Raw genomic sequence first — 22,613 nt, forward strand, 5'->3', positions numbered from 1 at the left:
GTCCGCGCCCGCCGCGCCGCCGCCTGCCCCGGCGATCAACCGGCCCGGCGCCGCGTGCCGGCAGGGGCCGCCACGTCGCGGTAGTGGCTCACCAGCAGGTCGTTGACGGCCTGCCAGGTGCGGTCGCGCACGCTGTGCCGCGCGGCGACGGCCATCCGCCGCCGCAGGACCGGCCGGGTCCTGAGGCGCTCGACGTGCGCGACCAGCTCGCGTGCGTCGCCGGGCTCGTAGAGGTACCCGGCCACGGTGTCGTCGACCACGTCGACCGGTCCCCCCGCGCGCGGTGCCACGACCGGCACGCCGCTCGCCAGCGCCTCCTGGGCGGACTGGCAGTACGTCTCGTGGCGGCCGGTGTGCACGAAGACGTCGAGCGTGGCGTGGGCCCGGGCCAGCTCCTCGCCGTGCAGCACCCCGAGGAACGCCGCGCGCGGGAGCAGGGCCCGCAGCCTGGGCTCCTCGGGGCCGCCGCCCACCAGCACCAGGCGCACGCCGGGCCGGTCGAGGTGTGCGAGGAGCCCGAGCTCCTTCTCGGGCGCGAGCCGGCCGACGTACCCGACGAGCAGCTCGCCGTGCGGCGCCAGCTCGGCGTGCAGCGCCTCGTCGCGCTTCCCGGGCTCGAACAGCACCTGGTCCACGCCTCGCGGCCACCGCGCCACGGCGTCGATGCCGAGCCGCTCGAGCTGCTCGATGCTCGCCGAGGACGGGGCGAGGGTGCGGTCGACGCCGAGGTGGATCCGGCGGGTGAGCGCCTCCATGGCACGCGCTCCCCCGGGCACGCCGTACCGGTCGGCGAACCCCACCAGGTCGGTCTGGTAGATCGCGACCGTCGGGACGCCGAACGAGCGCGCCGCCCTCGCCGCCTGGTGGCCGAGCATGGCCGGGGAGGCGATGTGCACGACGTCGGGGCGGAACCGCTCCATCGCCGCCCGCAGCCGGCCACGGGTCTCCAGGCCGACGCGGAAGTCGCCGTAGAAGGGCAGGTCCGCCCCGCGGGCGCGGCTGACGCGGAACCCGGCGTACGTCGCGGGGCCGGTGGGCGCGATCAGCTCGGCCTCGTGGCCCTCGGCCGCGAGGTGCTCCAGCACGCGGCGGACCGAGTTGGTGACGCCGTTGACCTGGGGCAGGAAGGACTCCGAGACGACCAGGACGCGCAGCCGCGGGGCGCCGGCCGGTGGGGTGACCGGGAGCGTGAGGAGGGTGGCCGGTGCGGAGCGGCTGCGACGCCGCCTCTCGAGCAGGTCCATGCCACGGACGCTAGGAACCGCCCCGCAACGGACGACCCGGTCCGGGCAGACGACACGTGAACGGTCCCCGACGCTCCGGAGGCGACGTCGGGGACGGCGCGGCTACTCCTTGGCGGCGAGCTGCCCGCAGGCGCCGTCGATCTCGCGGCCGCGGGTGTCGCGGACGGTCGTCGGGATGCCCTTCGCCTCGAGGCGTCGGACGAACTCGCGCTCGTCGGCCGGGTCGGAGGCGGTCCACTTGGAGCCCTCGACGGGGTTGAGCGGGATCAGGTTGACGTGCACCCAGCCCCAGTCGCCGTAGGAGTTCAGGACGTCGGCGAGCAGGTCGGCGCGCTCGGCCTGGTCGTTGATGCCGCGCATCATGGCGTACTCGATCGAGACCCGGCGCTTGGTCCGCGCGGCGTAGTTCCACGCGGCCTCGACGGTCTCGGCGACCGAGAAGCGCGTGTTGATCGGCACCAGCTCGTTGCGAAGCTCGTCGTCGGGGGCGTGCAGGCTCAGCGCGAGCGTGACCGGGATGCCCTCGTCGGCGAGCTGGTTGATCCGCGGCACCAGGCCGACGGTGGAGACCGTGATGCCGCGCGCGCTCATGCCCAGGCCGGAGGGCGAGGGATCGGTGAGGCGGCGCACCGCTCCCACGACGGCCTTGTAGTTGGCCAGGGGCTCGCCCATGCCCATGAACACCACGTTGGAGACCCGGCCCGGACCGCCGGGGACCTCGCCGCGCGCGAGGGCGCGCGCGCCGGCGACGACCTGCTCGACGATCTCCGCGGTCGACATGTTGCGCTGGAGGCCGCCCATGCCGGTCGCGCAGAAGGGGCACGCCATGCCGCAGCCGGCCTGGCTGGAGACGCACATCGTGGCCCGGTCGGGATAGCGCATCAGCACCGACTCGACGAGGGCGCCGTCGAAGAGCTTCCACAGGGTCTTGCGGGTGGTGCCCTTGTCGGCCTCCATGGTGCGCAGCGGCGTCATGAGGTCGGGCAGGAGCGCGGAGACCAGGTCGTCGCGCTGACCGGCGGGCAGGTCGGTCATCTCGGCCGGGTCGTCGACGAGGCGGCCGAAGTAGTGGTTGCTCAGCTGCTTGGCGCGGAACCCCGGCAGCCCCATCTCCTCGAGCAGCGCCTTGCGGCCCGCGTCGTCGAGGTCGGCGAGGTGCCGCGGCGGCTTCTTGCGGCCGCGCGGCTCACTGAGGACGAGGGGCAGCGAGGTGCCGGGCTGGGCGACGGGCTGCGCCTCGGGATGGGCGTCGGGCTGGGTCTGGGACATCCCTCCCATTGTCCCACCCCGGCGGGCGCGGGAACGATTCAGCGAGCCGCCGCTCAGGCGTCGACCATGAAGTACAGGACGAGCGAGGCCACGCCGAGGACGACGAGCGCGGTCACGACCATGCCGACGAACATGAACTGCGCGAACCGGCGCGTCTTGCGCTTGACCAGCAGGGCGATCGGCAGGGCCAGGGCGAGCAGGACGAACGGGAAGAGTCGCTCGGCGGTCTCGTAGGTGAAGAGCAGCCGCAGGATGCCGACGAACGCGCCCGGCACCGCTGTGACGAAGAGCATGCCGGCGAAGAAGCCGGTGATGCCGGCGAACGTCGGGTGGCTGTGGTGCCACCACTCGAAGTGCCGGTCCTGCGGCGCCTCGACCTCCTGTGCCCGTTCGGTCTCCACACCCTCAGACTAGGCGGTCACGAGCGCGGGCCCGCGGGCGGCACGCGGTCCCGGGGGATTCGGTCCGGGAGCCGCTCAGCGCTCCACGACGAGCACGTCGGGCATGCCGAGCGTCTCCCAGCGCGCGAGGTCCGGAGCCTGCCCGGTGAGGTCGGCGACCACCAGCGTCCAGGCCGTCCCGTGGCCGACCAGCACGACGTCGTCGTCGCCGTGCACGTCCAGCACCCGACGCACGGCGGGGACCACCCGTCGCCGGCAGGCGTCGAGCGGCTCCCACCCCTCGACCGCCGCGACGTCCGGCCGCACGAAGGCCCGGCGCACCGCCGCGGGGAAGTCCTCGACCCACTCCCCCGTGCGCCCGTGCTCGCGCAGGTCGTCGAGCACCCCCACGTCGGCGTCGGTGAGCAGTTGCGCGGTCTGCACGGCCTTCGGCTCGGGCGAGGTGAACCACGCACCGCGCGCCGGCAGGCGGCCGGAGGCACGCAGCGCCCACACGTCGTCGTACGTCGCGGGGTCGAGCTCCCACTCCGCTGCCGGCACGGCGGGGTCGATCGCCGGGCGGCCGTGCCGCACGAGGTGGAGCGTCATGGCGCCAGGAACTCCCTCGCCCCGCGCAGGCGGGTGGTGAGCACCGTGGCCGCCAGCGTGGAGTCGAGGCGTACGTCGACGGGGCCGGGGTCGCTCAGCTCGGCCCTCAGGCCGCCGCGCAGCGCTGCGGGGTCGAGGCCGTCGCGTCGCGCGACCAGCCGGCCCAGCTCGAGCCGGCTCACCGCATCGGCGCCGCCGAGGTGCAGCACTCCGCGCACGTCGTTGCCGGCCAGCTCGACCAGGGCCGCGGCGAGGTCGCCGACGTGCACCGGGCACCTGCGCTCGTCCTCGAAGAGCACACCGTCCCGGCCGCGGGCCAGCGACCGGACGAGCTGCTCGTGCTTCGACTCGCCGTCGCCGAGGACCAGCGAGGTCCGGGCCGCCACGGCGTCGGGCGCCGACGCGAGCGTGGCGGCCTCGGCCGCGACCTTCGCCTCGCCGTACGCCGACACCGGGTGGGGCGGGGCCGACTCGTCGTAGGGCTCGTCGGAGCCGCCGAAGACGACGTCGGAGGACACCAGCACCATCCGGGCGCCGACGCGTGCCGCAGCCTCCGCGACGTGGGCCGCGCCGGCGGCCGTGACGTCGGGGTCGGACTGGACGTACGCCGTGTGGACGACGGCGTCGGGCCGGTGCCGCTCGAGGAGGGCGACCACGGCCGCGCGGTCGCGCACGTCGGCGTCGGCCGAGCCGACGGCCACGACGTCGTGGGCTTCGGCAGCGGCCACGACGTGGCGACCGAGGTAGCCCGTCCGGCCGCCGGTCACGAGCAGGCGCATCGGCGGGCGGTCAGAAGACCAGGTAGTAGAGGACCAGCCAGATCGGCGCGACCGTCGCGAGGAGCGAGTCGAGCCGGTCCATCAGGCCGCCGTGGCCCGGGATCACCTGGCTCATGTCCTTGATGCCGAGGTCACGCTTCATGACGGACTCGCAGAGGTCGCCGAGCGTGGCCATCACCGCGGCGATGAGGCCGAGGACCACGCCCACCCACCACTCGCCACCGAGGAAGGAGGTGACCAGCCAGACGCCGACGGCGACGGTCGCGACCACGGAGCCGGCGAACCCCTCCCAGGACTTCTTCGGCGAGATGACCTTGGCCATCGGGTGCCTGCCGAAGAGCACGCCGGCGACGTAGCCGCCGGTGTCGGAGGCGACGGTGATCGCGATGAAGGTGATGACGCCGCGCACGCCCGGGTCGTCGAGGTCGAGCCCGAGGGCCGGGGTCGTGCCGCCCTCGGAGAGCAGGAGGGCCACGAACGAGGCGAGGAACGGGACGTAGACGAGCGTGAAGACCGACGCGGTGGCGTTCTTCACGTAGCCGTCGACACCCCGGCGCAGCAGCCACAGCATCACGACGAGCGCCGTCACGGCGGTGGCCGTGACGAGGGCGGGGGCGCCCCAGAAGTAGGCGACCACGACCATCGCGACGCCGCCGACCATGAGGGGCTGCTCGGGGATGTCGACGTCCTTGGCCGACAGCCCGCGGTGCAGCTCCCAGACCGCGACGGCGACCGCGGCGGCGACGATGCCCATGAACGCGGTCTTCCAGAAGAAGAGCGACAGCAGGATCGCCCCCACCAGCACGACGGCGGAGCCGACCGCGGCAGGCAGGTCCCGGCCGGCGCGGCCGTGGTCCTTCTGCTGGGGCTGGGGAGCCGGCGCCGCCGGACTGTCAGAGGTGGTCATCGATGGGGTGGCTCAGACCTCGAGCAGCTCGGCTTCCTTGTGCTTGAGCATCTCGTCGATCTTGTCGGTGTGGGTCTTGGTGAGCGCGTCGAGGCGCTTCTCCGCGCCCGTGACGTCGTCCTTGCCGACCTCGCCGTCCTTCTCGAGCTTCTCGAGGCCCTGCTTGGCGGTGCGGCGCACGTTGCGCACGGAGACGCGGCCCTCCTCGGCCTTGGAGCGGGCGAGCTTGATGAACTCCTTGCGGCGCTCCTCGGTCAGCTCGGGGAACACGCAGCGCAGCACCTTGCCGTCGTTGGCCGGGTTGACGCCGAGGTCGGAGTCGCGGATGGCCTTCTCGATGCTGCCCATCGCGCCGATGTCGAAGGGCTGGATGAGGATGGTGCGCGCGTCCTGGGAGGTGAAGCTCGCCAGCTGCTGCAGCGGCGTCTGGGTGCCGTAGTAGTCAGCCGTGATCTTGGCGAACATCGCGGGGTTGGCGCGGCCGGCGCGGATGGTGGCGAAGTCCTCGCGCGTCGCCTCGACGGACTTGGCCATCCTGGCGTCGGCATCGTTCATGACGTCGTTGATCACGGTTGCTCTCTCTCGTCGTACGTCGTGGTGCGGGTGGTCGGACGGCTCGGTCAGACCGAGCTGCTCACCAGCGTCCCGATCTTCTCACCCCGCACCGCGCGCACGATCGTGCCGGGGGTGGAGAGGTTGAAGAAGACCATGTCCATGCTGTTGTCGCGCGCCATCGCGATGCCCGTGGCGTCGGCGACCTTGAGGTCGCGGGCGAGGTACTCGTCGTAGGTCAGCCGGTCGAACTTCACCGCCGCTGGGTTGGTCTTGGGGTCGGAGTCGTACACGCCGTCGACGCCCTGCTTGCCCATGAGGATGACCTCGCAGCGCGTCTCCAGCGCCCGCTGCGCCGCGACGGTGTCGGTGGAGAAGAACGGCATGCCGGCCCCGGCGCCGAAGATCACGACGCGGCCCTTCTCCATGTGGCGGATCGCGCGGCGCGGGATGTAGGGCTCGGCGACCTGGCCCATGGTGATGGCGGTCTGCACGCGGGTCTCCACGCCGTGCTTCTCGATGAGGTCCTGGAGGGCCAGGCAGTTCATCACCGTGCCGAGCATGCCCATGTAGTCGGCGCGGGCACGCTCCATGCCGCGCTGCTGCAGCTCGGCCCCGCGGAAGAAGTTGCCGCCGCCGACGACGATGGCGATCTGCACGCCGGACGCGGCCACCTCGGCGACCTCACCGGCCGTCGCGTTGATGACGTCGAGGTCGAGGCCCACCTCACCTCCGCCGAACACCTCACCGGAGAGTTTGAGGAGGACTCGCTTGTACGCCACGTGCATCCCTTCGCGCGCCTGGGTGGTCCTGAGAAACCTACCGGCCGCGGGGGTCGGGGGTCGAACCCGCAGGCCGCAGGGTGGGCGGTCGCCCGCCTCCCGGCGGGCCGGGACGCGACCGGGGCCCGTACGCAGTGCGTACGGGCCCCGGTCGGTGCGCGGGTGGCGCGAGGCTCAGGCGCCGACCTCGAAGCGGGCGAACCGCTTCACGGTGGTGCCGGCCTCGTCCAGGACGGCCTTGACCGACTTCTTGGACTCGGTGACCGACTCCTGCTCGAGCAGGACGATCTCCTTGAAGAAGCCACCGAGGCGACCCTCGACGATCTTCGCGATCGCCTGCTCGGGCTTGCCCTCCTCGCGGGTCTTCTGCTCGGCGATCGAGCGCTCGGACTCGACGACGTCGGCCGGGACCTCGTCGCGGGTGAGGTACTGCGCGCGCATCGCGGCGATCTGCATCGCGGCGCCGCGGGCGGCGGCCTCGTCGCCCTCGAACTCGACGAGCACGCCGACGGCCGGCGGGAGGTCGGCGGCACGCTTGTGCATGTAGGTGACGGTGTTGCCCTCGAAGTAGGCGACCTCGCCCAGCTCGATCTTCTCGCCGATGGTGATGGCCAGGTCCTCGACGACCTCGCCGACCGTCTTGCCGTCGAGCTCGGCGGCCTTGAGGGCGGCGGTGTCGGTGGCCTTGACGGAGTTGGCGACGTCGGCGATCTGCTGCGCCTTGGCGATGAACTCCTCGTTCTTGGCGACGAAGTCGGTTTCGCTCTTGAGCTCGACCAGCGCGTTGCCCGAGGTCGCGACGAGCCCGGCGGCGGTCTCGCGCTCGGCACCGCGAGCGGCGGCCTTGGCGGCGCCCTTGACGCGGAGCAGCTCGACGGCCTTGTCGAAGTCGCCGTCGGTCTCGGTCAGCGCCTTCTTGCAGTCCATCATCCCGGCCTGGGTCAGCTCACGGAGCTTCTTGACGTCGGCAGCGGTGAAGTTGGCCATGGTCCTTCTTCCTTGGGTTCAGGGGGTGGTGATGCGGAGGGACGAGCGGAGCCGACCGCGGGACTTCCCGCGGCCGGCGTCCGTCATCAGTCCTGCTCGGCGGCCTGCGCGGCGGGCTGCTCGTCGGCCGGAGCCTCGGCGCCGGCCTCGGCCGGAGCGTCGGCGGCCTCGGCCTGCGGGGCGTCGGTCGCGGCGTCGGCGGCGGCCTCGGCCTGCGGGGCCTCGGACGCGGCGCCGGTGGCCTCGGAGGCCGGGGTCTCCGCAGCGGCGTCGCCCGTGGCGGCGGCGGCGGTCTTCTCGGCGTCACCGGCGAGGAGCTCGCGCTCCCACTCGGCCAGGGGCTCCTCGGCGCCGACGGTCTCGTCGGTCCCGCCGGCCTTGACGCCGGAGCGGGCGATGAGGCCCTCCGCGACGGCGTCCGCGACCACGCGGGTCAGCAGGCCGACGGCGCGGATGGCGTCGTCGTTGCCCGGGATCGGGAAGTCGACGACGTCGGGGTCGCAGTTGGAGTCCAGGATGCCGATGATCGGGATGCGCAGCTTGCGCGCCTCCTCGACGGCGAGGTGCTCCTTGTTGGTGTCGACGATCCACACCGCGGACGGCACCTTGGACATCTCGCGGATGCCACCGAGGGTCTTGTCGAGCTTGTCGCGCTCCCGCTTCATCTGCAGGAGCTCCTTCTTGGTGCGACCGGAGCCGGCGACGTTCTCGAAGTCGATCTCGTCGAGCTCCTTGAGGCGGTTGATCCGCTGGTGCACGGTCGAGAAGTTGGTGAGCATGCCGCCGAGCCAGCGCTGGTTGACGTAGGGCATGCCGACGCGGGTGGCCTGCTCCGCGATGGCCTCCTGGGCCTGCTTCTTCGTGCCGACGAACATCACGACGCCGCCCTTGGCGACGGTCTCCTTGACGAAGGCGAAGGAGCGGTCGATGTAGGCCAGCGACTGCTGCAGGTCGATGATGTAGATGCCGTTGCGCTCGGTCATGATGAAGCGCTTCATCTTCGGGTTCCAGCGACGGGTCTGGTGACCGAAGTGGACGCCGCTCTCGAGCAGCTGGCGCATGGTGACGACTGCCATGGGTTCTCCTGTTGTCTCGGAGTCCCGCTCCCCGACGGCGCGGGGCGCTGTGCCCGACCTTCAGCCAGGTCGAGCCGGGGGCGTGACTCCTGTTGTTTTCAGTTTCCGCGCCCGGCGGGTGCCGGGCGCCCTGACGCTCGCGCGTCGGTCCGATCCGCGCCAGTGGTGCGGAACTGAGGACCGACGCCCGCGGGCGATGCGGGACCGAGGAGCATCCCGACGCGGTCTGCGAGCGTGCGAAGTCAGTCCGGGTGGACTGCTCCGCACATCGTAGGCCAGGGGTTCCCGCCTCGGCGAATCCCTGAAGCCCGCCTCCACGGTCCCCTTCGGGCGCGCCGGGCCACCGCCCGTCCACAGGCGGTTGCGGGACGCGGTCGTCCCCAGGCCGCTCGGGCGCGCGGAGCGCGGCACGCCCGGCGCGACCACGATCGCAGGGTGCGCACCCTCCTCGGCCTCCTGCTGGTCCTGCTCGCCGGCCCTGCGTCTCCCGTGGCCGCGGCCGTGTCCCCCGCCGCGGCGTCTCCTGCCGCCGTGCCCCCCGCAGCGGCCGGGTCGGGCGCGTCCCCGGCCGGGTCTTCGATCGGGTCCGGAGTCCGGCCGGCCATCCGGTCGGCCATCCGGCCCGCCATGGGGCCGGCAACTGGGCCCGCAGTAGTCCCGGCCGTTGCGCGAGGCGGGGACGCCGACGACGGGGACGTCGCCGGGGTGTGGCCGCTCGATCCGCGGCCGGACGTCGTCCGCGGATTCGAGCCGCCGCCCCATCCGTACGCCTCGGGCCACCGCGGGGTCGATCTCGCCGGCGCACCGGGACAGGCCGTGCGCGCCGCCCTGCCGGGCACCGTCGGCTTCGCCGGCTCGATCGGCGGCAAGCCGGTGGTCACCGTCGTGCACGGCGGACGGCGTACGACCTACGAGCCGGTCGTGGCGTCGGTCGAGCCGGGCCAGCGGGTGGCCGCGGGCGACCTGCTGGGCCGGCTCGTGGTCCTCGACAGCCACTGCTTCCCCGGGGCGTGCCTGCACTGGGGCCTCATCGAGGGCACGGGCGACGACCAGGTGTACCTCGACCCGCTCACCCTCGTCGGCGGCGGTCCGGTGCGGCTGCTGCCGCTGTGGCGGGACGAGCCGGTCATCGTGCGGCTCCCGTGGGCTCCGCCGCTCGAGCGCTGGCGGCGGCTGCTCGACTGACTCGCCTGACGCTTTCGCTCACGGCGCCCCCATCGGGCCTTGCGTCATACGAACCCGCACCCATACGCCCCGATCCGCATGACGCCGCCGTCGGACCGCCCTCCACCGGGCCTTGCGTCATACGAACTCGCACCCATACGTCCCGATCCGCATGACGTCCCCACCCCAGCGGACGCGTACGCCGACCCTGCGTCATACGAACTCGCACCCATACGTCCCGATTCGCATGACGTCCGCCCTCCACCGGGCCTTGAGTCATACGAACCCGCACCCATACGTCCCGATCCGCATGACGTCCCCAGCCCAGCGGACGCGTACGCCGACCCTCCCGTCATACGAACCCGCACCCATCGCATCGGTTCGTATGACGCAGCGGCCGTGGCCGAGGGGTCAGGCGCGCGGGTGCGCCTGCTGGTACGCGCGGCGCAGCCGGTCGGTGGTGACGTGGGTGTAGAGCTGCGTGGTCGCGAGGGAGGCGTGGCCGAGGAGCTCCTGGACCGAGCGGAGGTCGGCGCCGCCCTCGAGCAGGTGGGTGGCGGCGGTGTGGCGCAGCCCGTGGGGACCGATGTCCGGGGCGCCGGGGACGTCGGCGATGCGCCGGTGCACCAGCTCGCGCACGGCCCGCTGGTCGATCCGCCGTCCGCGCACTCCGAGGAACAACGCCGGCCCCGAGCCGTCGACGCGCAGCGACGGCCGGCCGTTCGCGAGCCACCGGTCGAGTGCCCGGGCGGCTGGCGTGCCGTAGGGCACGGACCGCTCCTTGCGACCCTTGCCGAAGACCCGGACCACGCGACGCTCCGCGTCCACGTCGTCGACGTCGAGGCCGGCCAGCTCGCCGACGCGGATGCCCGTGGCGTAGAGGAGCTCGAGCATCGCGACGTCGCGGAGACCGACCGGGGTGCCGTCGTCGGCGAGGTCGGCCGCCGACCGGATCAGCGCCTCGGCCTCGTCGGTGCGGAGGACCGGCGGCAGGGTCTTGTGCTTCTTCGGCGAGCCCAGCGCGGCGCCGGGGTCGGCAGGCACCCGTCCGGTGCGGTGCAGCCAGGCGGTGAACACCCGGGCGGCCGTCGCGCGACGGGCGATGGTCGTCCGGCTGCGGCCCGTGGTCTGCAGCTTGGCCAGCCAGCTGCGGAGGGTGCGCAGGTCCAGCTCCGTCACGTCGTCGATCCCGAGCCGGCCGCAGTGGTCGAGCAGGCCGGCCACGTCGCCCAGGTAGGCGCGCACGGTATGGGGGGCGAGGTCGCGCTCGGAGACGAGGTGTCGCTCGTAGTCGCCGAGCAGTCGGACGAAGCCCTCGCCGAGCCCGGCCGCACCGGACCGGTCCTCGTCGCCGCCGGGGTCCGGCCCGGTCGCTCGCGTGTCGCCCACACCCGCAGCGTAGGTGGGCGGAGCCCGTTCACGCGCCAGACACGAGGCGCCAGCCGTCCTCCTCGAGCCGGACGAAGCGCTTCGCCTGGAGCCGCCGCAAGGCCCCTTCGGTGTCCCGGACGTGCAGCGAGGACAGGCGGGCGATGGAGTCGACCTTCGCGGGGGCGCTGACAGGCACCCACTCCAGCACCCGCTGCTCCACGGGAGTGAGCGAGTCGCGGGGACGCTCCTCCCCCCGCGGCTCCTCGACGAGGTGCTCCCCGGCTGCGCCGACGAGCTCGAGCACCTCGGAGCCGTGGGTCACCACCGTGCCGCGGCCCTGCCGGAGCCAGTTGTTGACGCCCTGCGAGGTGTAGCTGGTGACAGGGCCGGGCACGCACATCACCTGGCGGCTCAGCAGCTCGGCCCAGCCCGCCGTGTTGAGGGCGCCGCTGCGCAGGGCGGCCTCCACGAGGACGGTGCCGCGGGTGACGGCGGCGATCAACCGGTTGCGCGCGAGGAACCGCGGACGGGTCGGCGCGGAGCCCGGTGGCTGCTCGGACACCACGGCGAACTCCGCCGCGAGGTGGTGCAGCAGGCGTCGGTTGCGCGCGGGATAGACGCGGTCGACGCCGCACGCCAGCACCGCCACGGTCGCGCCGCCGGCCATCAGGGCGGCGTCGTGGGCCTGGAAGTCGATCCCGAGCGCCCCGCCCGAGACGACCGGCACCCGGGTGAGCGCCAGGTGGCCGGCGAGGGCTCGGGTCATCTCCACGCCGTAGACAGACGCTGCCCGCGACCCCACGATCGCCACCGACGTGGCGAGCTGGGTGAGCGGCATGGGCCCCTTGACCCACAGACCCGGTGGTGTGCCGCCGAAGCCCTCTGCGGTGATCACGTCGTCGAGCTGGTCGAGGGCGACCGGCCACTCCGGGTCGCCCGGGACGAGGAAGCGGATGCCGCACCTGTCGGCCTGCTCGAGCTGGCGCACCGGGTCGACGGCGGCCAGCCGGTCGGGGAGCCGGCTGTCGGGCTTGGGCACCAGCGACTGCTCGAGGGCCGTTACGGCGCCGAGCTGGCGCAGGAGCGAGGAGGTCCTCCCGTCGCCGGGCTCGACAGCGCAGCTCAGCGCCACGCGTGCCAGGCGCTCGGCCTCCGGCACGGCGCGGTCGGTACCGCCGGCGGCGGGCGTGCTCATGACGCCGCCGCGGCGACGACGCGCGCCGGGAGCGTGCGCGCGGGATCGTCCGAGCGGAGCGCCAGCGCGATCTCGGCCTCCGCGACGCCGGGACGCGCCACCCCGGAGCAGTCGGCCACGGTCCACGCCAGTCGCTGGACGCGGGTGAGGCCACGCCGGGTGAGCCGCCCCTCGGCCAGCTGGACGTCGATCGCGTGCTGGGCGTCCGGGTCGAGCGGCCACCGTTCGGCGAGCACCGCCCCGGGGCAGGAGGCGTTGAGCAGCCACGAGCAGTCGCGGTATCGACGGGCCTGGCGCCGGCGCGCCTCGGCGACGCGCACCCGGACGTCGGCGGACGACTCGGGCTCGGGTCCGAACGAGCGGCCGCGGCGCCTGCCCTGCGGCCGCACCTCCATCCAGATGTCGACCCGGTCGACGATCGGACCGGTGAGCTTGCGCCGGTAGTGGGCTCGCTGGACCTCGGTGCACTCGCAGGTCGCACCCGACATGCCGTGGAAGTTGCCGCACGGACAGGGGTTGGCGGCCAGCACCACCAGGGACCGGGCGGGGTAGGTGGCCGACTCCTCGCCGCGGGCGATCGTCACCTCCCCCGACTCCAGGGGCTGGCGCATCGCCTCGACCACGTCGGCGCGGAAGTGCGGGAACTCGTCGAGGAACAGCACACCGTGGTGCGCCAGGCTCACCTGACCGGGACGCACCCGGCCCGTGCCGCCGCCCAGGACGCTCGCCGCGCTGGCCGAGTGGTGCGGCGCGTACCACGGCGGTCGCCGCAGCAGGCCGCAGCCGTCCGGCAGCGTCCCTGCCACCGAGTGGAGGGCGGTCACCTCCAGCGCCTGCGCGTCGGTCAGGTCGGGGAGGATGGTCGGAATCCGCTCCGCGATGGAGGTCTTCCCCGTCCCGCGCGGCCCGATGAGCATCAGCGGGTGCCCACCGGCAGCGGCGACCTCCACGGCGTAGCGGACGTCCTCGAGACCCTCGAGGTCGCGCAGGTCGAGATCGGCGAGCCGGTCCTCGCCCTGCCACGTGGCCAGCGGGCTGCCGGACGAGGCCACCACCGGCTCGGCCTCGGGCACCTCCGCCCCTCGCAGCACCGCCGACACCTGCGCCAGCGACCGGACCCCGAACACGGTCATCCCGGGCACCAGGGCCGCCTCGGCCGCCTGGGGCTCGGGCACGAAGACCCGGGTGATCCCGTGCGCGGCCGCCGCGATGACCATGGGGAGCACGCCCGGCACCGGTCGCAGCCCGCCCGAGACCGAGAGCTCGCCGACGAACGCCCACCCGGCCAGCTGCTCGGGCAGCAGGTCGGTGTGCTGCTTGTCCGCCGCCAGGACGGCCACGGCGATGGCCAGGTCGTAGTGGGTGCCGCCCTTGGGCAGGTCGGCCGGGGACAGCAGGACGGTCACCCGCTTGGTCGCGGGCCAGCGGCCGCAGTCGTTGTTGATCGCCATCCGTACGCGCTCACGGGCCTCCGAGAGGCTCCTGTCGACGCGCCCGACCAGGGTCGTGCCGACGAGGCCGGGCGACACGTCGACCTGGACGTCGATGACGTGCCCGTCGGCGCCCTTCAGCGCCAGCGAGCGGGCGGTCGCGAAGGCCATCAGCCGACCCCCTCGACGTGCTCGACCTCCACCGGCCGACCCGGTGGCGCCAGCACGCCGACCAGGTCGATGCGGACGTCGTCGGGATGGCAGTCGTGGGCGCGCAGCCAGCGGGCGGCCAGCCGCCGCAACCGGGCGGCCTTGCGCTGGTCGATCGCCTCCAGCGGGGCGCCGTAGTCGGTCGAGGTGCGGGTCTTCACCTCGCAGACGACCAGCACGGTCCCCTCGCGCAGCACGAGGTCGATCTCGCCGGCGTCGCACCGCCAGTTGCGGTCGAGCAGCTCCATCCCGCACGAGGTCAGGTGCCGGGCGGCGATGGACTCCCCGCGCTGGCCGAGCAGGCGCCGCCGCTCGGCGGCAGGGTCGCGGGCGAACGGCGAGGTCGTGGCGGGCCGGGCCATCGTGGTGCCTTCCGGTCGGTGGACGAGGAAGGCACCAGCAGACCGCGGCGTACCGACGGGTCCGGGACCTGTCGGGACCGGCTGTGGACGACGGGCGGATCGGGCGTCCTGTGGACGGCTGACGGCCAGGTCGTGGCCGTGCCGGGCGGGGCCGCTCGGACGTGCGCCGGTCCGACGATCGGTCAGTCCTTGGGCGGGTCGATCTCCTGGGGCGCGAGCTCCTCGACGTTGACGTCCTTGAAGGTCAGCACCTTGACGTTCTTGGCGAAGCGCGCCGGCCGGTACATGTCCCACACCCAGGCGTCGCTCATCGACACCTCGAAGAACACGTCGCCGCTCTCCGAGCGCGCCTTCACGTCCACCTGGTTGCAGAGGTAGAACCGGCGGTCGGTCTCGACGACGTACTTGAAGATGCCCACGACGTCGCGGTACTCGCGATAGAGGGTGAGCTCCATCTCGGTCTCGTACTTCTCGAGGTCCTCGGCGCTCATCCGTCCTCCTGCGTCTCGTGCACGTCGTGCTCCGCACCGACACTAGTGGCCGGCTCCACCGCCGGGTCCGGCACGGGCTCGAGACCCGCCGCGCGACGCACGTTGACGAACCGCATGCGGTGCACCGGCGAGGGACCGTGCTCGGCGAGCGCCGCCTCGTGCTCGGAGGTGATGTAGCCCTTGTGGGTCTTGAAGTCGTACGCCGGCCAGTCGCCGTCGAGGCCGACCATCAGCCGGTCGCGCGTGACCTTGGCGACCACCGAGGCCGCGGCGATGCAGGCGGCGACCCGGTCCCCCTTCCAGACCGCGAGCCCGGGCACGCCGAGGCCGTCGACCGGGAAGCCGTCGGTGAGGACGTAGGACGGGCGGGTGGACAGCCGCGCGACGGCACGCCGCAGCGCCTCCACGTTGGCCACGTGCATCCCGAGCCGGTCGCACTCGTCGTGCCCGATCACCACGACCGACCACGCCAGCGCCCGGCGCACCACCTGGGCGTAGACGCGCTCACGGGCGGCCTCCGTGAGCAGCTTGCTGTCGGCGAGCCCGGGGACGATGCCGGCCTTGCCGGGGGGCAGCACCACGGCCCCAGCCACCAGCGGGCCGGCGCACGCGCCCCGCCCCGCCTCGTCGACGCCCGCGACGGGGTCGAGCCCGGCCCGTCGCAGGGCGCGCTCGTAGCCGTAGATCCCGGCGTCGCGGCGTACGGTCACCCCGCCCGGCAGCGGCGCGGGCGGCTGGGTCACGGGGACGGGTCCGGCACGTCCTCGAACGTGGCCGGACGGGTGTTCCAGCGGAAGCGGTCGGCGGGCCAGAGCAGGACGAAGACCTTGCCGACGACGAGGTCCACCGGCACGAACTCGTCGCCGGGGACGCACTCGGTCTCGTCGGACCGGCACATCTTCTGCGAGGAGTCGGCGGAGCGCGAGCGGTTGTCGCCCATCACGAAGATGTGGCCGTCGGGGATCGGGCCGACCTCCCACTTCTCGTCGCAGGCGCCGTTGGTCGGCATGGGTCCGTTGCACTCGGCCCCGCCGCGCTTGACGTAGCCGGACTCCTCGAGGGGCTTGCCGTTGACGAGCAGGCGCCCCCGGTCGTCGCAGCACTCGATCGTGTCGCCGGCGATGCCGACCACGCGCTTCACCAGGTGACCGCCGGTCGGGTAGAGCCCGATCTTGGCCATGGCCTTCGCCACCGGGTTCGTGGGGCCGGCGGAGTCGATCGGCGGCAGCCAGCCGCCGGGGTCCTTGAAGACCACGACGTCGCCGCGCTCGGGCTCGTCGTCGCCCCAGTAGGAGACCTTCTGGATGAGGATCCGGTCGTTGAGGATCAGCCCCGGCTCCATGGACTCCGAGGGGATGTAGAAGGCCTGGACGAAGAACGTCTTGATGACGACCGCGAGGACCAGCGCGACGCCGAGCAGCAGGACGGTCTCCTGCCACAGCGGCAGCTGCTTGCGCTTGCTGCGCCCGGTCCTGCCCGTGCGGCCGCTCACCGGAGCCGCTCCCGGACGGTCACCGGCCGGGGTCCCCGAACGCGACGACCGCGGTTCCTCGTCCATCGAGAGGGACGAAGAACCGCGGTCATCGGAAGTCACTCGCAGAGACTAACCAGTCCCTGGTCGGCCCACGCCCCGTGGGGCGCGGTCCGCAGATCACGCCTCGCGGCGCTCCTTGATCTTGGCGGCCTTGCCGCGCAGGTTGCGCAGGTAGTAGAGCTTCGCGCGTCGGACGTCACCGCGGGTGACGACCTCGATCTTCTCGAAGATCGGGGAGTTGACCGGGAAGGTGCGCTCGACGCCGACGCCGAACGAGACCTTGCGGACGGTGAAGGTGCGGCCGATGCCGGAGCCGTGGACGCGGATCACGACGCCCTGGAAGACCTGGACGCGCGAGCGGCTGCCCTCGACGACCTTCACGTGGACCTTGACGGTGTCACCGGCGCGGAAGTCCGGGACGTCGTCACGCTTGAGGGAGTTGCCGATGTCGGCGATGACGTTGGTCATGACTGCTCCTCGCGAGTGCCACAGGTCAACCGCGGATGGTGGTGATGGGATCGGTTGGTGCTCGTGCGGCCAGCCGTCGCGCCCCCTGTGGCAGGTGCGGTGCGGCGGGTCCCCGGGGCGGAGCATCGGCGATGCGTCCGGGCGACCCTGGCCTCGAGCGGACCAAGGAGGAAGTCTGCCAGAGCGCGACGTTCAGCGTGAAATCCGCCGGGCCCGCTTGGTGAGCACGACCGCCCCCGGCGGGGCTGCCCGGTCGGGCCGCAGCCGGAAGCCGGCCTTCTTGTACATCCGCTGGTTGTCGGTGGAGCCGGCGCCGGTGAACAGCACGTAGGTCTCCACACCCGCGGGGGCGAGGCCCTCGACCAGCTCGAGCAGCGCGCGGCCGAGGCCACGACCCTGCAGGTCGGGGGCGACCATGATGCGCCCGATGTCCCACTCGCCGTGCGTGTCGAGGCGCCCGCGGACCGCGCCGACCAGGCGTCCCGAGGACGGCTCGCGCGCCACCATGACGGTCCACTCCCCCAGCCCGCGGCGCACGTCGTCCAGCGACTCGCGCAGCGCCGGGATGTCCACGCCCGGGTTGGCCTCGAGCTCCTGCAGCCAGCAGGCGCGCTGGAGGGTGTAGATCTCGCCGGCGTCGGCGGGCACCGCGGGCCGTACGTCGAGGTCGGCGAGGCCCGACACCACGCCCGTCGCCGGCAGGAGGTCCGGTCGGCGCTCGGCGGTCCGGCGCTCCGCCTGCTCGCGGCGCCAGGCGGCGATGCGCGCGTGGTCGCCGGAGAGCAGGACGTCGGGGACGTCGAGACCGCGCCACGAGGCGGGCTTGGTGTAGACGGGGTACTCGAGGAGGCCCTCGGCGTGCGACTCCTCGACGAGGGACTCGGCGTTGCCCATGAAGCCCGGCAGCAGCCGGACCACCGCCTCGGTGACGGCCAGCGCGGCCACCTCGCCACCGTTGAGCACGTAGTCGCCCAGGGAGACTTCGCGGACGACGGCCCGCTCCCGGGCGTGGTCGAGCACGCGCTGGTCGATGCCCTCGTAGCGTCCGCAGGCGAAGACGATGTGCTCGGCTGTCGCCAGCTCGCCGGCCAGGCGCTGGTCGAAGCGCTCGCCCGACGGCGTGGTGAAGACGATCGTGGTGGCCGGGCCGGCGAGCTCGTCGAGCGCCTCGCCCCACGGCTCCGGCTTCATCACCATGCCGGCGCCGCCGCCGTAGGGCGTGTCGTCCACGCTCCGGTGCCGGTCGTGGGTCCAGCGGCGCAGGTCGTGCACGGTGAAGCTGACCAGCCCCCTGGCCGCGGCCTTCCCGGGCAGCGACAGCTCGAGGGGCGCGAAGAACTCGGGGAAGATCGAGACGTAGTCGAGCCTCACGCCGGGGCCTCGTCGGGGAACGGCGAGACCAGTCCCGGCCGGTCGGCCACGACCACCCGGCCGGCCGCGAGGTCGACCTCGGGCACCAGTGCGGCGACGAACGGCACCAGCGCGTCGCGGCCGTCGGCGGTCCGCACGGTCAGCAGGTCCTGCGCCGAGCCGTGGACCAGAGCGGTGACGGTGCCGAGCGGGATCCCGTCGAGGTCCACGACGTCGAGCCCGACGAGCTGGTGGTCGTAGTACTCCTCGGGGTCCTCGGGGGTCTCGTCGTGCCCGATGGTCGCGTGCAGCACCGTGCCCCGGGCGGCCTCCGCCGCGTTGCGGTCGGACAGCTCCTCGAACGTGACGAGCAGCGTGCTCTGGTGCCAGCGGGCGCGGGCGACGGTGAGCGTTGCGGGGCGCCGGTCGGCGCCGGCCGGGGCCTCGGCGCGCAACGTCGTCCCCGGGGCGAAGCGCCGCTCGGGCTCGTCGGTGCGTACGTCGAGGGTCACCTCGCCGCGGATGCCGTGCGGCTTGCCGATGCGGCCGACCACGACCTCGATGTCCTCGCTCACGCGGCCAGCGTAGAGGGACCGGGCCGTGGGTCCCGCAGCGACTCGACACCCAGCAGGGTCCCGTGCCGACACTCGAGGCACCCCGGCGACGTCCGGCCGAGAGGAGCCGAGCCACCCGGGAAATGGCCGACGGGCGCCGCCCCGCGAGGGGTGGCGCCCATCGGTCGAGCCGTACGGCAGGTCAGCGGCGGCGGTCGGTGTCCACGAAGTCCACCCGCGCGCCACCGCGGCCGGCGAGGGCCGAGACGACGGTGCGGAAGGCGGTCGCGGTCCGGCCGTTGCGGCCGATCACCTTGCCGAGGTCGTCGGGGTGCACCCGGACCTCGAGGATCGAGCCACGACGCAGCTGCTTGTCGCGGACCGTGACGTCGTCGGGGTGGTCGACGATGCCACGCACCAGGTGCTCGAGCGCCTCGGCCAGCACGATCAGGCCTGCTTGTCCGCGTCGATGCCGGAGGTGTTCTTGCCGGCGTCCTCAGCGGTGACGTTCTCCAGGTCGGCAGCGGCGTCGGCGGCGCCCTCGGGCGTCTCGGCGTCGGGGACCGGGTGCGTCTCGGGCGCCTCGGCGGCGGGCTCGTCGGTCTTCTTCTCGGCCTTCTTGCGGGCGGTCACCGCGGCGCCCTTGGGCTCGGCGGCGGCCTCCTTCAGCGCCTCGTTGAAGATGTCGAGCTTGGAGCGCTTGGGCTCCTTGACCTGGAGGGTGCCCTCGGCGCCCGGCAGACCCTTGAACTTCTGCCAGTCACCGGTCACCTTGAGGATGGCCTCGACGGCCTCGGAGGGCTGGGCGCCCACGCCGAGCCAGTACTGGGCCCGCTCGGAGACGACGTCGATGTAGGACGGGTCCTCCTTCGGGTGGTACTTGCCGATCTCCTCGAGGACCCTGCCGTCGCGCTTCTTGCGGGAGTCGACGACGACGATGCGGTACTGCGGCACCCGGATCTTGCCCAGGCGCTTCAAGCGAATCTTGACGGCCACGTTTGTGGTGTCTCCTCAGAAATTGTCGTGGGTGAGCGGCCCTCGCCCAGGTGGGGCCACCGGGGTCGGGTCACTCGACGGGCGCTGCGTCGTCCGGGTGAGAGGGCCCGGGCGCGCAGGACACGAGGGAAGATTCTGCCAGACGCGGGCCGCGCGCGACCAATCCGGCCGCTGACTGCCCCGAGGCCGGGGCCGCGGCGCTCAGGCGGGGACGAGGCCGATGAAGGAGCGGACCGCACCGGCGCCCGTCACCTCGACCGGCACCTCGCCGCGCACGAACGTCCCGGGGGTGAGCACCAGCCCCTGGTTGAGGGCGAGCTCGCCCTCGCGCCGCCGCTTCCGCGTGACCGCGGTCGGGCGGTAGCCGACCTTGCGCGAGACCGCGAGCGAGGCGGGGTTGTCGAGGAAGGCCGCCGAGGTGATCTCCTCGAAGCCGAGGTGGTCGAAGAGCAGCTCGCAGAACGCCCGGCGCACCGCCGTGCCGAGTCCGCGCCCCTGGTGCTCGCGCCCCAGCCACGACCCGGTCTCCCCGGTCCGGGTCACCGGGAAGTCCCTGGCGGCGACTCCCTGGGCGCCGATGACGCGACCGTCGAGGAGCACGGCGAGGTCGAGGCAGAAGTCGTCGGGGCTGAAGGTGGCTCGCTTGCCCCAGTGGTACGCCGCGGTGTTGCGCGAGAGCTGCCCCGCCGGCGCGGTCGACCACGGGACGTAGAACGGCATCTCGTCCGGGTCGTGGATGCCCGCCTCGGCGACCGCGCACAGCTCGAGGAGCAGCTCGTCGGTCAGGCCGCGCAGCTCCAGCGGACCCGCGACGACGCGCAGGCCGAAGGGTGGGTAGACGTCGGCGGCGGTGAGCACGGGCCCATCCTCGTCGAGCGCGCGGAGACGCCCCAAACCGTGGGGCCGCAACCGGAGCGGCGCCGCGCGCGTCTCCCCCGTCGTGAACCCAGGCACGACCACCGCGCCCGTCGACCCGCTGGAGCTCCCGCCCCGCCTGAGCGCTCCCCCGCGCCTGACGCAGCGGCACCCGTGGCTGCTGCCCGTGGCGATGGTGGCGCACCGGGCGCGGCGTCGTACGCAGTGGGTGCGGGACGCGTGGTCGGGCCGGGTGGTCTGGGCGTCGCGCCGCGACGCCTCCGACCTACCGGTGCGGGTGAAGCAGCACGGCTCGCTGCTGCTGCGCGAGCTCGACCCCGCCCGGAGGCACCTGCAGCACAACAAGGTCACCAACCTCCGCCTGGCCGCGCGGCGGCTCGACGGCATCGTGGTCGGTCCCGGCGAGACGTTCTCCTTCAACCGGGTCGTCGGCAGCTGCACGCGGCGCAAGGGGTACCTCGACGGGATGACGCTCGCCGACGGTGCCGCCGGCTCGGGTGTGGGCGGCGGGATCTGCCAGCTGGCCAACCTCGTCCACTGGATGGTGCTGCACTCCCCGCTGACCGTCGTCGAGCGCTCGGAGCACTCCTTCGACCCCTTCCCCGACCGCGGCCGGGTGCTGCCCTGGGGCGTCGGCTGCTCGATCGTCTACAACTACGTCGACCTCGTCGTCCGCAACGACACGGACCGTCCGTTCCAGCTCCGTGCGTGGGTGGGCGAGCGCTACCTGCACGGACAGCTGCGCACCGACGAGCGCCTCCCCCACTCCTACCGGGTGGAGGCGCGCGGCGAGCAGTTCCTCCGTCGCGACGGCCGGGTGTTCCGGCGCAACCAGGTCTGGCGCCGCGTCCTGGACCGCCGCTCCGGCGAGCAAATCGGCGAGGAGCTGGTGAGGACCAACTGCGCGCTGGTCGTCTACGAGCCGGGTCCGGGCGTGGACGTCATCGACGTCGACTGACGCCGCGCAGCACGACGGCGGTGGGCGTGCGCAGCACGGACAGGTCCTCGACGGGGTCGCGGTCGTAGACCACGAAGTCGGCCGACGCGCCCTCGACCAGGCCGTCCACCCCCAGCCACTCGCGCGCGCGCCAGCTCGCGGCGCCCAGTGCGTCGTGGGCCGGCATCCCGATCCGCACGAGTGCCTCGATCTCCCCGGCGATGTTGCCGTGGCGGCTGATGCCGCCGCCGTCGGAGCCGGCGTAGATCGGCACTCCTGCCTCGTAGGCCGCCATGATCGTGGCGGGCATGCGCGCGTAGAGGTCGGTCATCGTCGCCGCGTAGGCCGGGAACTTGTCCTGCCCCGCCGCCGCGTGCTCGGGGAACTTGTCGAGCTGCATGACGGTGGGCACCAGCCGGGTGCCGTGCTGGACCATCGCGTCGATGAGGTCCTCGGTGAGCCCGGTGCCGTGCTCGATGCAGTCGATGCCGGCCTCGATCAGCCCGGGGAGGACGCCGTGGCCGAAGCAGTGCGCGGTCACCTTCGCCCCGTGGGCGTGCGCGGCCTGGATCGCCTCGGCGAACGCCTGCGCGGGGAACGACGGCGCGAGGTCGCCCTCCTCGCGCGAGATCCAGTCGCCCACCAGCTTGATCCAGCCGTCGCCGTTGCGTGCCTCCTGGGCGGCGTACGTCGCCAGCTCGCCCGCCTCGACCTCGTGGGCGTAGCCGCGGATGTAGCGCCTGGTCGCGGCGATGTGGCGGCCGCACCGGATCAGCCGCGGCAGGTCGTCACGGTCGTGGATCCACCGGGTGTCCGCGGCCGACCCGGCGTCGCGGATCAGCAGCGCTCCCCCGTCGCGGTCGGCGATCGCCTGCTGCTCGGTGGCCTCGTCGTCGGTCGCGCCGAAGTCGTCGAGCCCGAGGTGGCAGTGCGCGTCGACCAGGCCGGGCACGATCCACCCCTCGGCGACGGTGTCGGCGCCGGCCTGCGGCTCGTAGGTGACCCGGCCGTCGACGACGTAGAGGTCGCGCGGCTCGCCGTCGGGCAGGACCGGTCCGCGGAAGCGCTGCGCTGGCTCGGATGGCATGTC

26 protein-coding genes are annotated in these 22,613 nt (G+C 73.3%); 2 read left to right on the plus strand and 24 right to left on the minus strand.

Going from position 1 to position 22,613, the window contains the following annotated elements:
• Positions 1–35: 35 nt before the first annotated feature.
• The 10 genes from J3P32_RS02095 to rpsB form a co-directional block, all read right to left on the minus strand.
• Complete coding sequence (locus J3P32_RS02095) at positions 36–1,244, minus strand: glycosyltransferase family 4 protein (protein ID WP_246849856.1); 1,209 nt, start codon at positions 1,242–1,244, stop codon at positions 36–38.
• A gap of 102 nt (positions 1,245–1,346) precedes the next feature.
• Positions 1,347–2,513 (minus strand): 23S rRNA (adenine(2503)-C(2))-methyltransferase RlmN, encoded by a 1,167-nt coding sequence (gene rlmN / locus J3P32_RS02100; RefSeq protein WP_210438219.1) that lies wholly within the window; start codon positions 2,511–2,513, stop codon positions 1,347–1,349.
• A 53-nt stretch (positions 2,514–2,566) separates the two neighbouring features.
• Positions 2,567–2,914, minus strand: coding sequence for a hypothetical protein (locus J3P32_RS02105; RefSeq protein ID WP_210438220.1), 348 nt, complete (start codon positions 2,912–2,914; stop codon positions 2,567–2,569).
• Between the two features lie 75 nt (positions 2,915–2,989).
• Positions 2,990–3,502 (minus strand): histidine phosphatase family protein, encoded by a 513-nt coding sequence (locus tag J3P32_RS02110; protein WP_210438221.1) that lies wholly within the window; start codon positions 3,500–3,502, stop codon positions 2,990–2,992.
• Entirely contained in the window at positions 3,499–4,281 is a 783-nt protein-coding gene (locus tag J3P32_RS02115; protein WP_210438222.1) for an SDR family oxidoreductase, read from the minus strand. The genes J3P32_RS02110 and J3P32_RS02115 overlap by 4 nt, the downstream gene beginning before the upstream one ends.
• Before the next feature lie 10 nt (positions 4,282–4,291).
• On the minus strand, positions 4,292–5,188 hold the full coding sequence (locus J3P32_RS02120; protein WP_210438223.1) for a phosphatidate cytidylyltransferase: 897 nt from the start codon (positions 5,186–5,188) through the stop codon (positions 4,292–4,294).
• Between the two features lie 12 nt (positions 5,189–5,200).
• The gene (gene frr, locus J3P32_RS02125) at positions 5,201–5,755 is read right to left on the minus strand and encodes a ribosome recycling factor (RefSeq protein ID WP_210440594.1); all 555 of its coding nucleotides are present in this window, start codon (positions 5,753–5,755) and stop codon (positions 5,201–5,203) included.
• Positions 5,756–5,808: 53 nt separating this feature from the next.
• Complete coding sequence (pyrH, locus tag J3P32_RS02130; protein WP_210438224.1) at positions 5,809–6,528, minus strand: UMP kinase; 720 nt, start codon at positions 6,526–6,528, stop codon at positions 5,809–5,811.
• A 168-nt stretch (positions 6,529–6,696) separates the two neighbouring features.
• A complete protein-coding gene (gene tsf, locus J3P32_RS02135) occupies positions 6,697–7,509 on the minus strand; it encodes a translation elongation factor Ts (RefSeq protein ID WP_210438225.1) in 813 nt (270 codons plus the stop codon).
• 86 nt (positions 7,510–7,595) lie between these two features.
• The gene (gene rpsB, locus J3P32_RS02140; RefSeq protein ID WP_210438226.1) at positions 7,596–8,585 is read right to left on the minus strand and encodes a 30S ribosomal protein S2; all 990 of its coding nucleotides are present in this window, start codon (positions 8,583–8,585) and stop codon (positions 7,596–7,598) included.
• Between the two features lie 627 nt (positions 8,586–9,212).
• Between rpsB and J3P32_RS02145 the strand changes: the two genes are divergently transcribed.
• Positions 9,213–9,770 (plus strand): M23 family metallopeptidase, encoded by a 558-nt coding sequence (locus tag J3P32_RS02145; RefSeq protein WP_210438227.1) that lies wholly within the window; start codon positions 9,213–9,215, stop codon positions 9,768–9,770.
• Between the two features lie 390 nt (positions 9,771–10,160).
• On the opposite strand, the gene J3P32_RS02150 is transcribed toward J3P32_RS02145, so the two are convergent.
• From J3P32_RS02150 to J3P32_RS02210, 13 genes are all read right to left on the minus strand, one after another.
• A complete protein-coding gene (locus J3P32_RS02150) occupies positions 10,161–11,051 on the minus strand; it encodes a tyrosine recombinase XerC (RefSeq protein ID WP_210440595.1) in 891 nt (296 codons plus the stop codon).
• A gap of 115 nt (positions 11,052–11,166) precedes the next feature.
• Positions 11,167–12,315 (minus strand): DNA-processing protein DprA, encoded by a 1,149-nt coding sequence (gene dprA, locus J3P32_RS02155; RefSeq protein ID WP_210438228.1) that lies wholly within the window; start codon positions 12,313–12,315, stop codon positions 11,167–11,169.
• A complete protein-coding gene (locus tag J3P32_RS02160; protein WP_210438229.1) occupies positions 12,312–13,916 on the minus strand; it encodes a YifB family Mg chelatase-like AAA ATPase in 1,605 nt (534 codons plus the stop codon). Before J3P32_RS02160 ends, dprA begins: the two co-directional genes overlap by 4 nt.
• Complete coding sequence (locus J3P32_RS02165; RefSeq protein WP_210438230.1) at positions 13,916–14,317, minus strand: YraN family protein; 402 nt, start codon at positions 14,315–14,317, stop codon at positions 13,916–13,918. Before J3P32_RS02165 ends, J3P32_RS02160 begins: the two co-directional genes overlap by 1 nt.
• A 182-nt stretch (positions 14,318–14,499) precedes the next feature.
• Positions 14,500–14,808, minus strand: a complete 309-nt coding sequence (locus tag J3P32_RS02170; protein ID WP_056906529.1) for a DUF2469 domain-containing protein — start codon at positions 14,806–14,808, stop codon at positions 14,500–14,502.
• Positions 14,805–15,518 (minus strand): ribonuclease HII, encoded by a 714-nt coding sequence (locus J3P32_RS02175; protein ID WP_210440596.1) that lies wholly within the window; start codon positions 15,516–15,518, stop codon positions 14,805–14,807. The genes J3P32_RS02170 and J3P32_RS02175 overlap by 4 nt, the downstream gene beginning before the upstream one ends.
• A 29-nt stretch (positions 15,519–15,547) precedes the next feature.
• Positions 15,548–16,300: a signal peptidase I gene (lepB, locus tag J3P32_RS02180; RefSeq protein WP_307861552.1), complete on the minus strand. Its 753-nt coding sequence runs from the start codon at positions 16,298–16,300 to the stop codon at positions 15,548–15,550.
• A gap of 159 nt (positions 16,301–16,459) precedes the next feature.
• Entirely contained in the window at positions 16,460–16,810 is a 351-nt protein-coding gene (rplS, locus tag J3P32_RS02185) for a 50S ribosomal protein L19 (RefSeq protein ID WP_210438232.1), read from the minus strand.
• A gap of 192 nt (positions 16,811–17,002) precedes the next feature.
• The gene (trmD, locus tag J3P32_RS18365) at positions 17,003–18,181 is read right to left on the minus strand and encodes a tRNA (guanosine(37)-N1)-methyltransferase TrmD (protein WP_210438233.1); all 1,179 of its coding nucleotides are present in this window, start codon (positions 18,179–18,181) and stop codon (positions 17,003–17,005) included.
• Positions 18,178–18,735 (minus strand): ribosome maturation factor RimM, encoded by a 558-nt coding sequence (rimM, locus tag J3P32_RS02195; RefSeq protein ID WP_307861553.1) that lies wholly within the window; start codon positions 18,733–18,735, stop codon positions 18,178–18,180. The genes trmD and rimM overlap by 4 nt, the downstream gene beginning before the upstream one ends.
• Positions 18,736–18,916: 181 nt before the next feature.
• On the minus strand, positions 18,917–19,159 hold the full coding sequence (locus J3P32_RS02200) for an RNA-binding protein (protein ID WP_090973096.1): 243 nt from the start codon (positions 19,157–19,159) through the stop codon (positions 18,917–18,919).
• A 2-nt stretch (positions 19,160–19,161) separates the two neighbouring features.
• Positions 19,162–19,710: a 30S ribosomal protein S16 gene (rpsP, locus tag J3P32_RS02205; RefSeq protein ID WP_210438234.1), complete on the minus strand. Its 549-nt coding sequence runs from the start codon at positions 19,708–19,710 to the stop codon at positions 19,162–19,164.
• Positions 19,711–19,911: 201 nt separating this feature from the next.
• Entirely contained in the window at positions 19,912–20,568 is a 657-nt protein-coding gene (locus J3P32_RS02210; RefSeq protein ID WP_210438235.1) for a GNAT family N-acetyltransferase, read from the minus strand.
• 82 nt (positions 20,569–20,650) lie between these two features.
• Between J3P32_RS02210 and J3P32_RS02215 the strand changes: the two genes are divergently transcribed.
• Entirely contained in the window at positions 20,651–21,544 is an 894-nt protein-coding gene (locus J3P32_RS02215; RefSeq protein WP_307861554.1) for a VanW family protein, read from the plus strand.
• On the opposite strand, the gene J3P32_RS02220 is transcribed toward J3P32_RS02215, so the two are convergent.
• A complete protein-coding gene (locus J3P32_RS02220; protein ID WP_210438236.1) occupies positions 21,528–22,610 on the minus strand; it encodes an amidohydrolase family protein in 1,083 nt (360 codons plus the stop codon). The genes J3P32_RS02215 and J3P32_RS02220 overlap by 17 nt on opposite strands.
• Positions 22,611–22,613: the final 3 nt, after the last annotated feature.

The sequence above is a fragment of the Nocardioides xinjiangensis genome, assembly GCF_017916385.1.
Lineage (GTDB): Bacteria > Actinomycetota > Actinomycetes > Propionibacteriales > Nocardioidaceae > Nocardioides > Nocardioides xinjiangensis.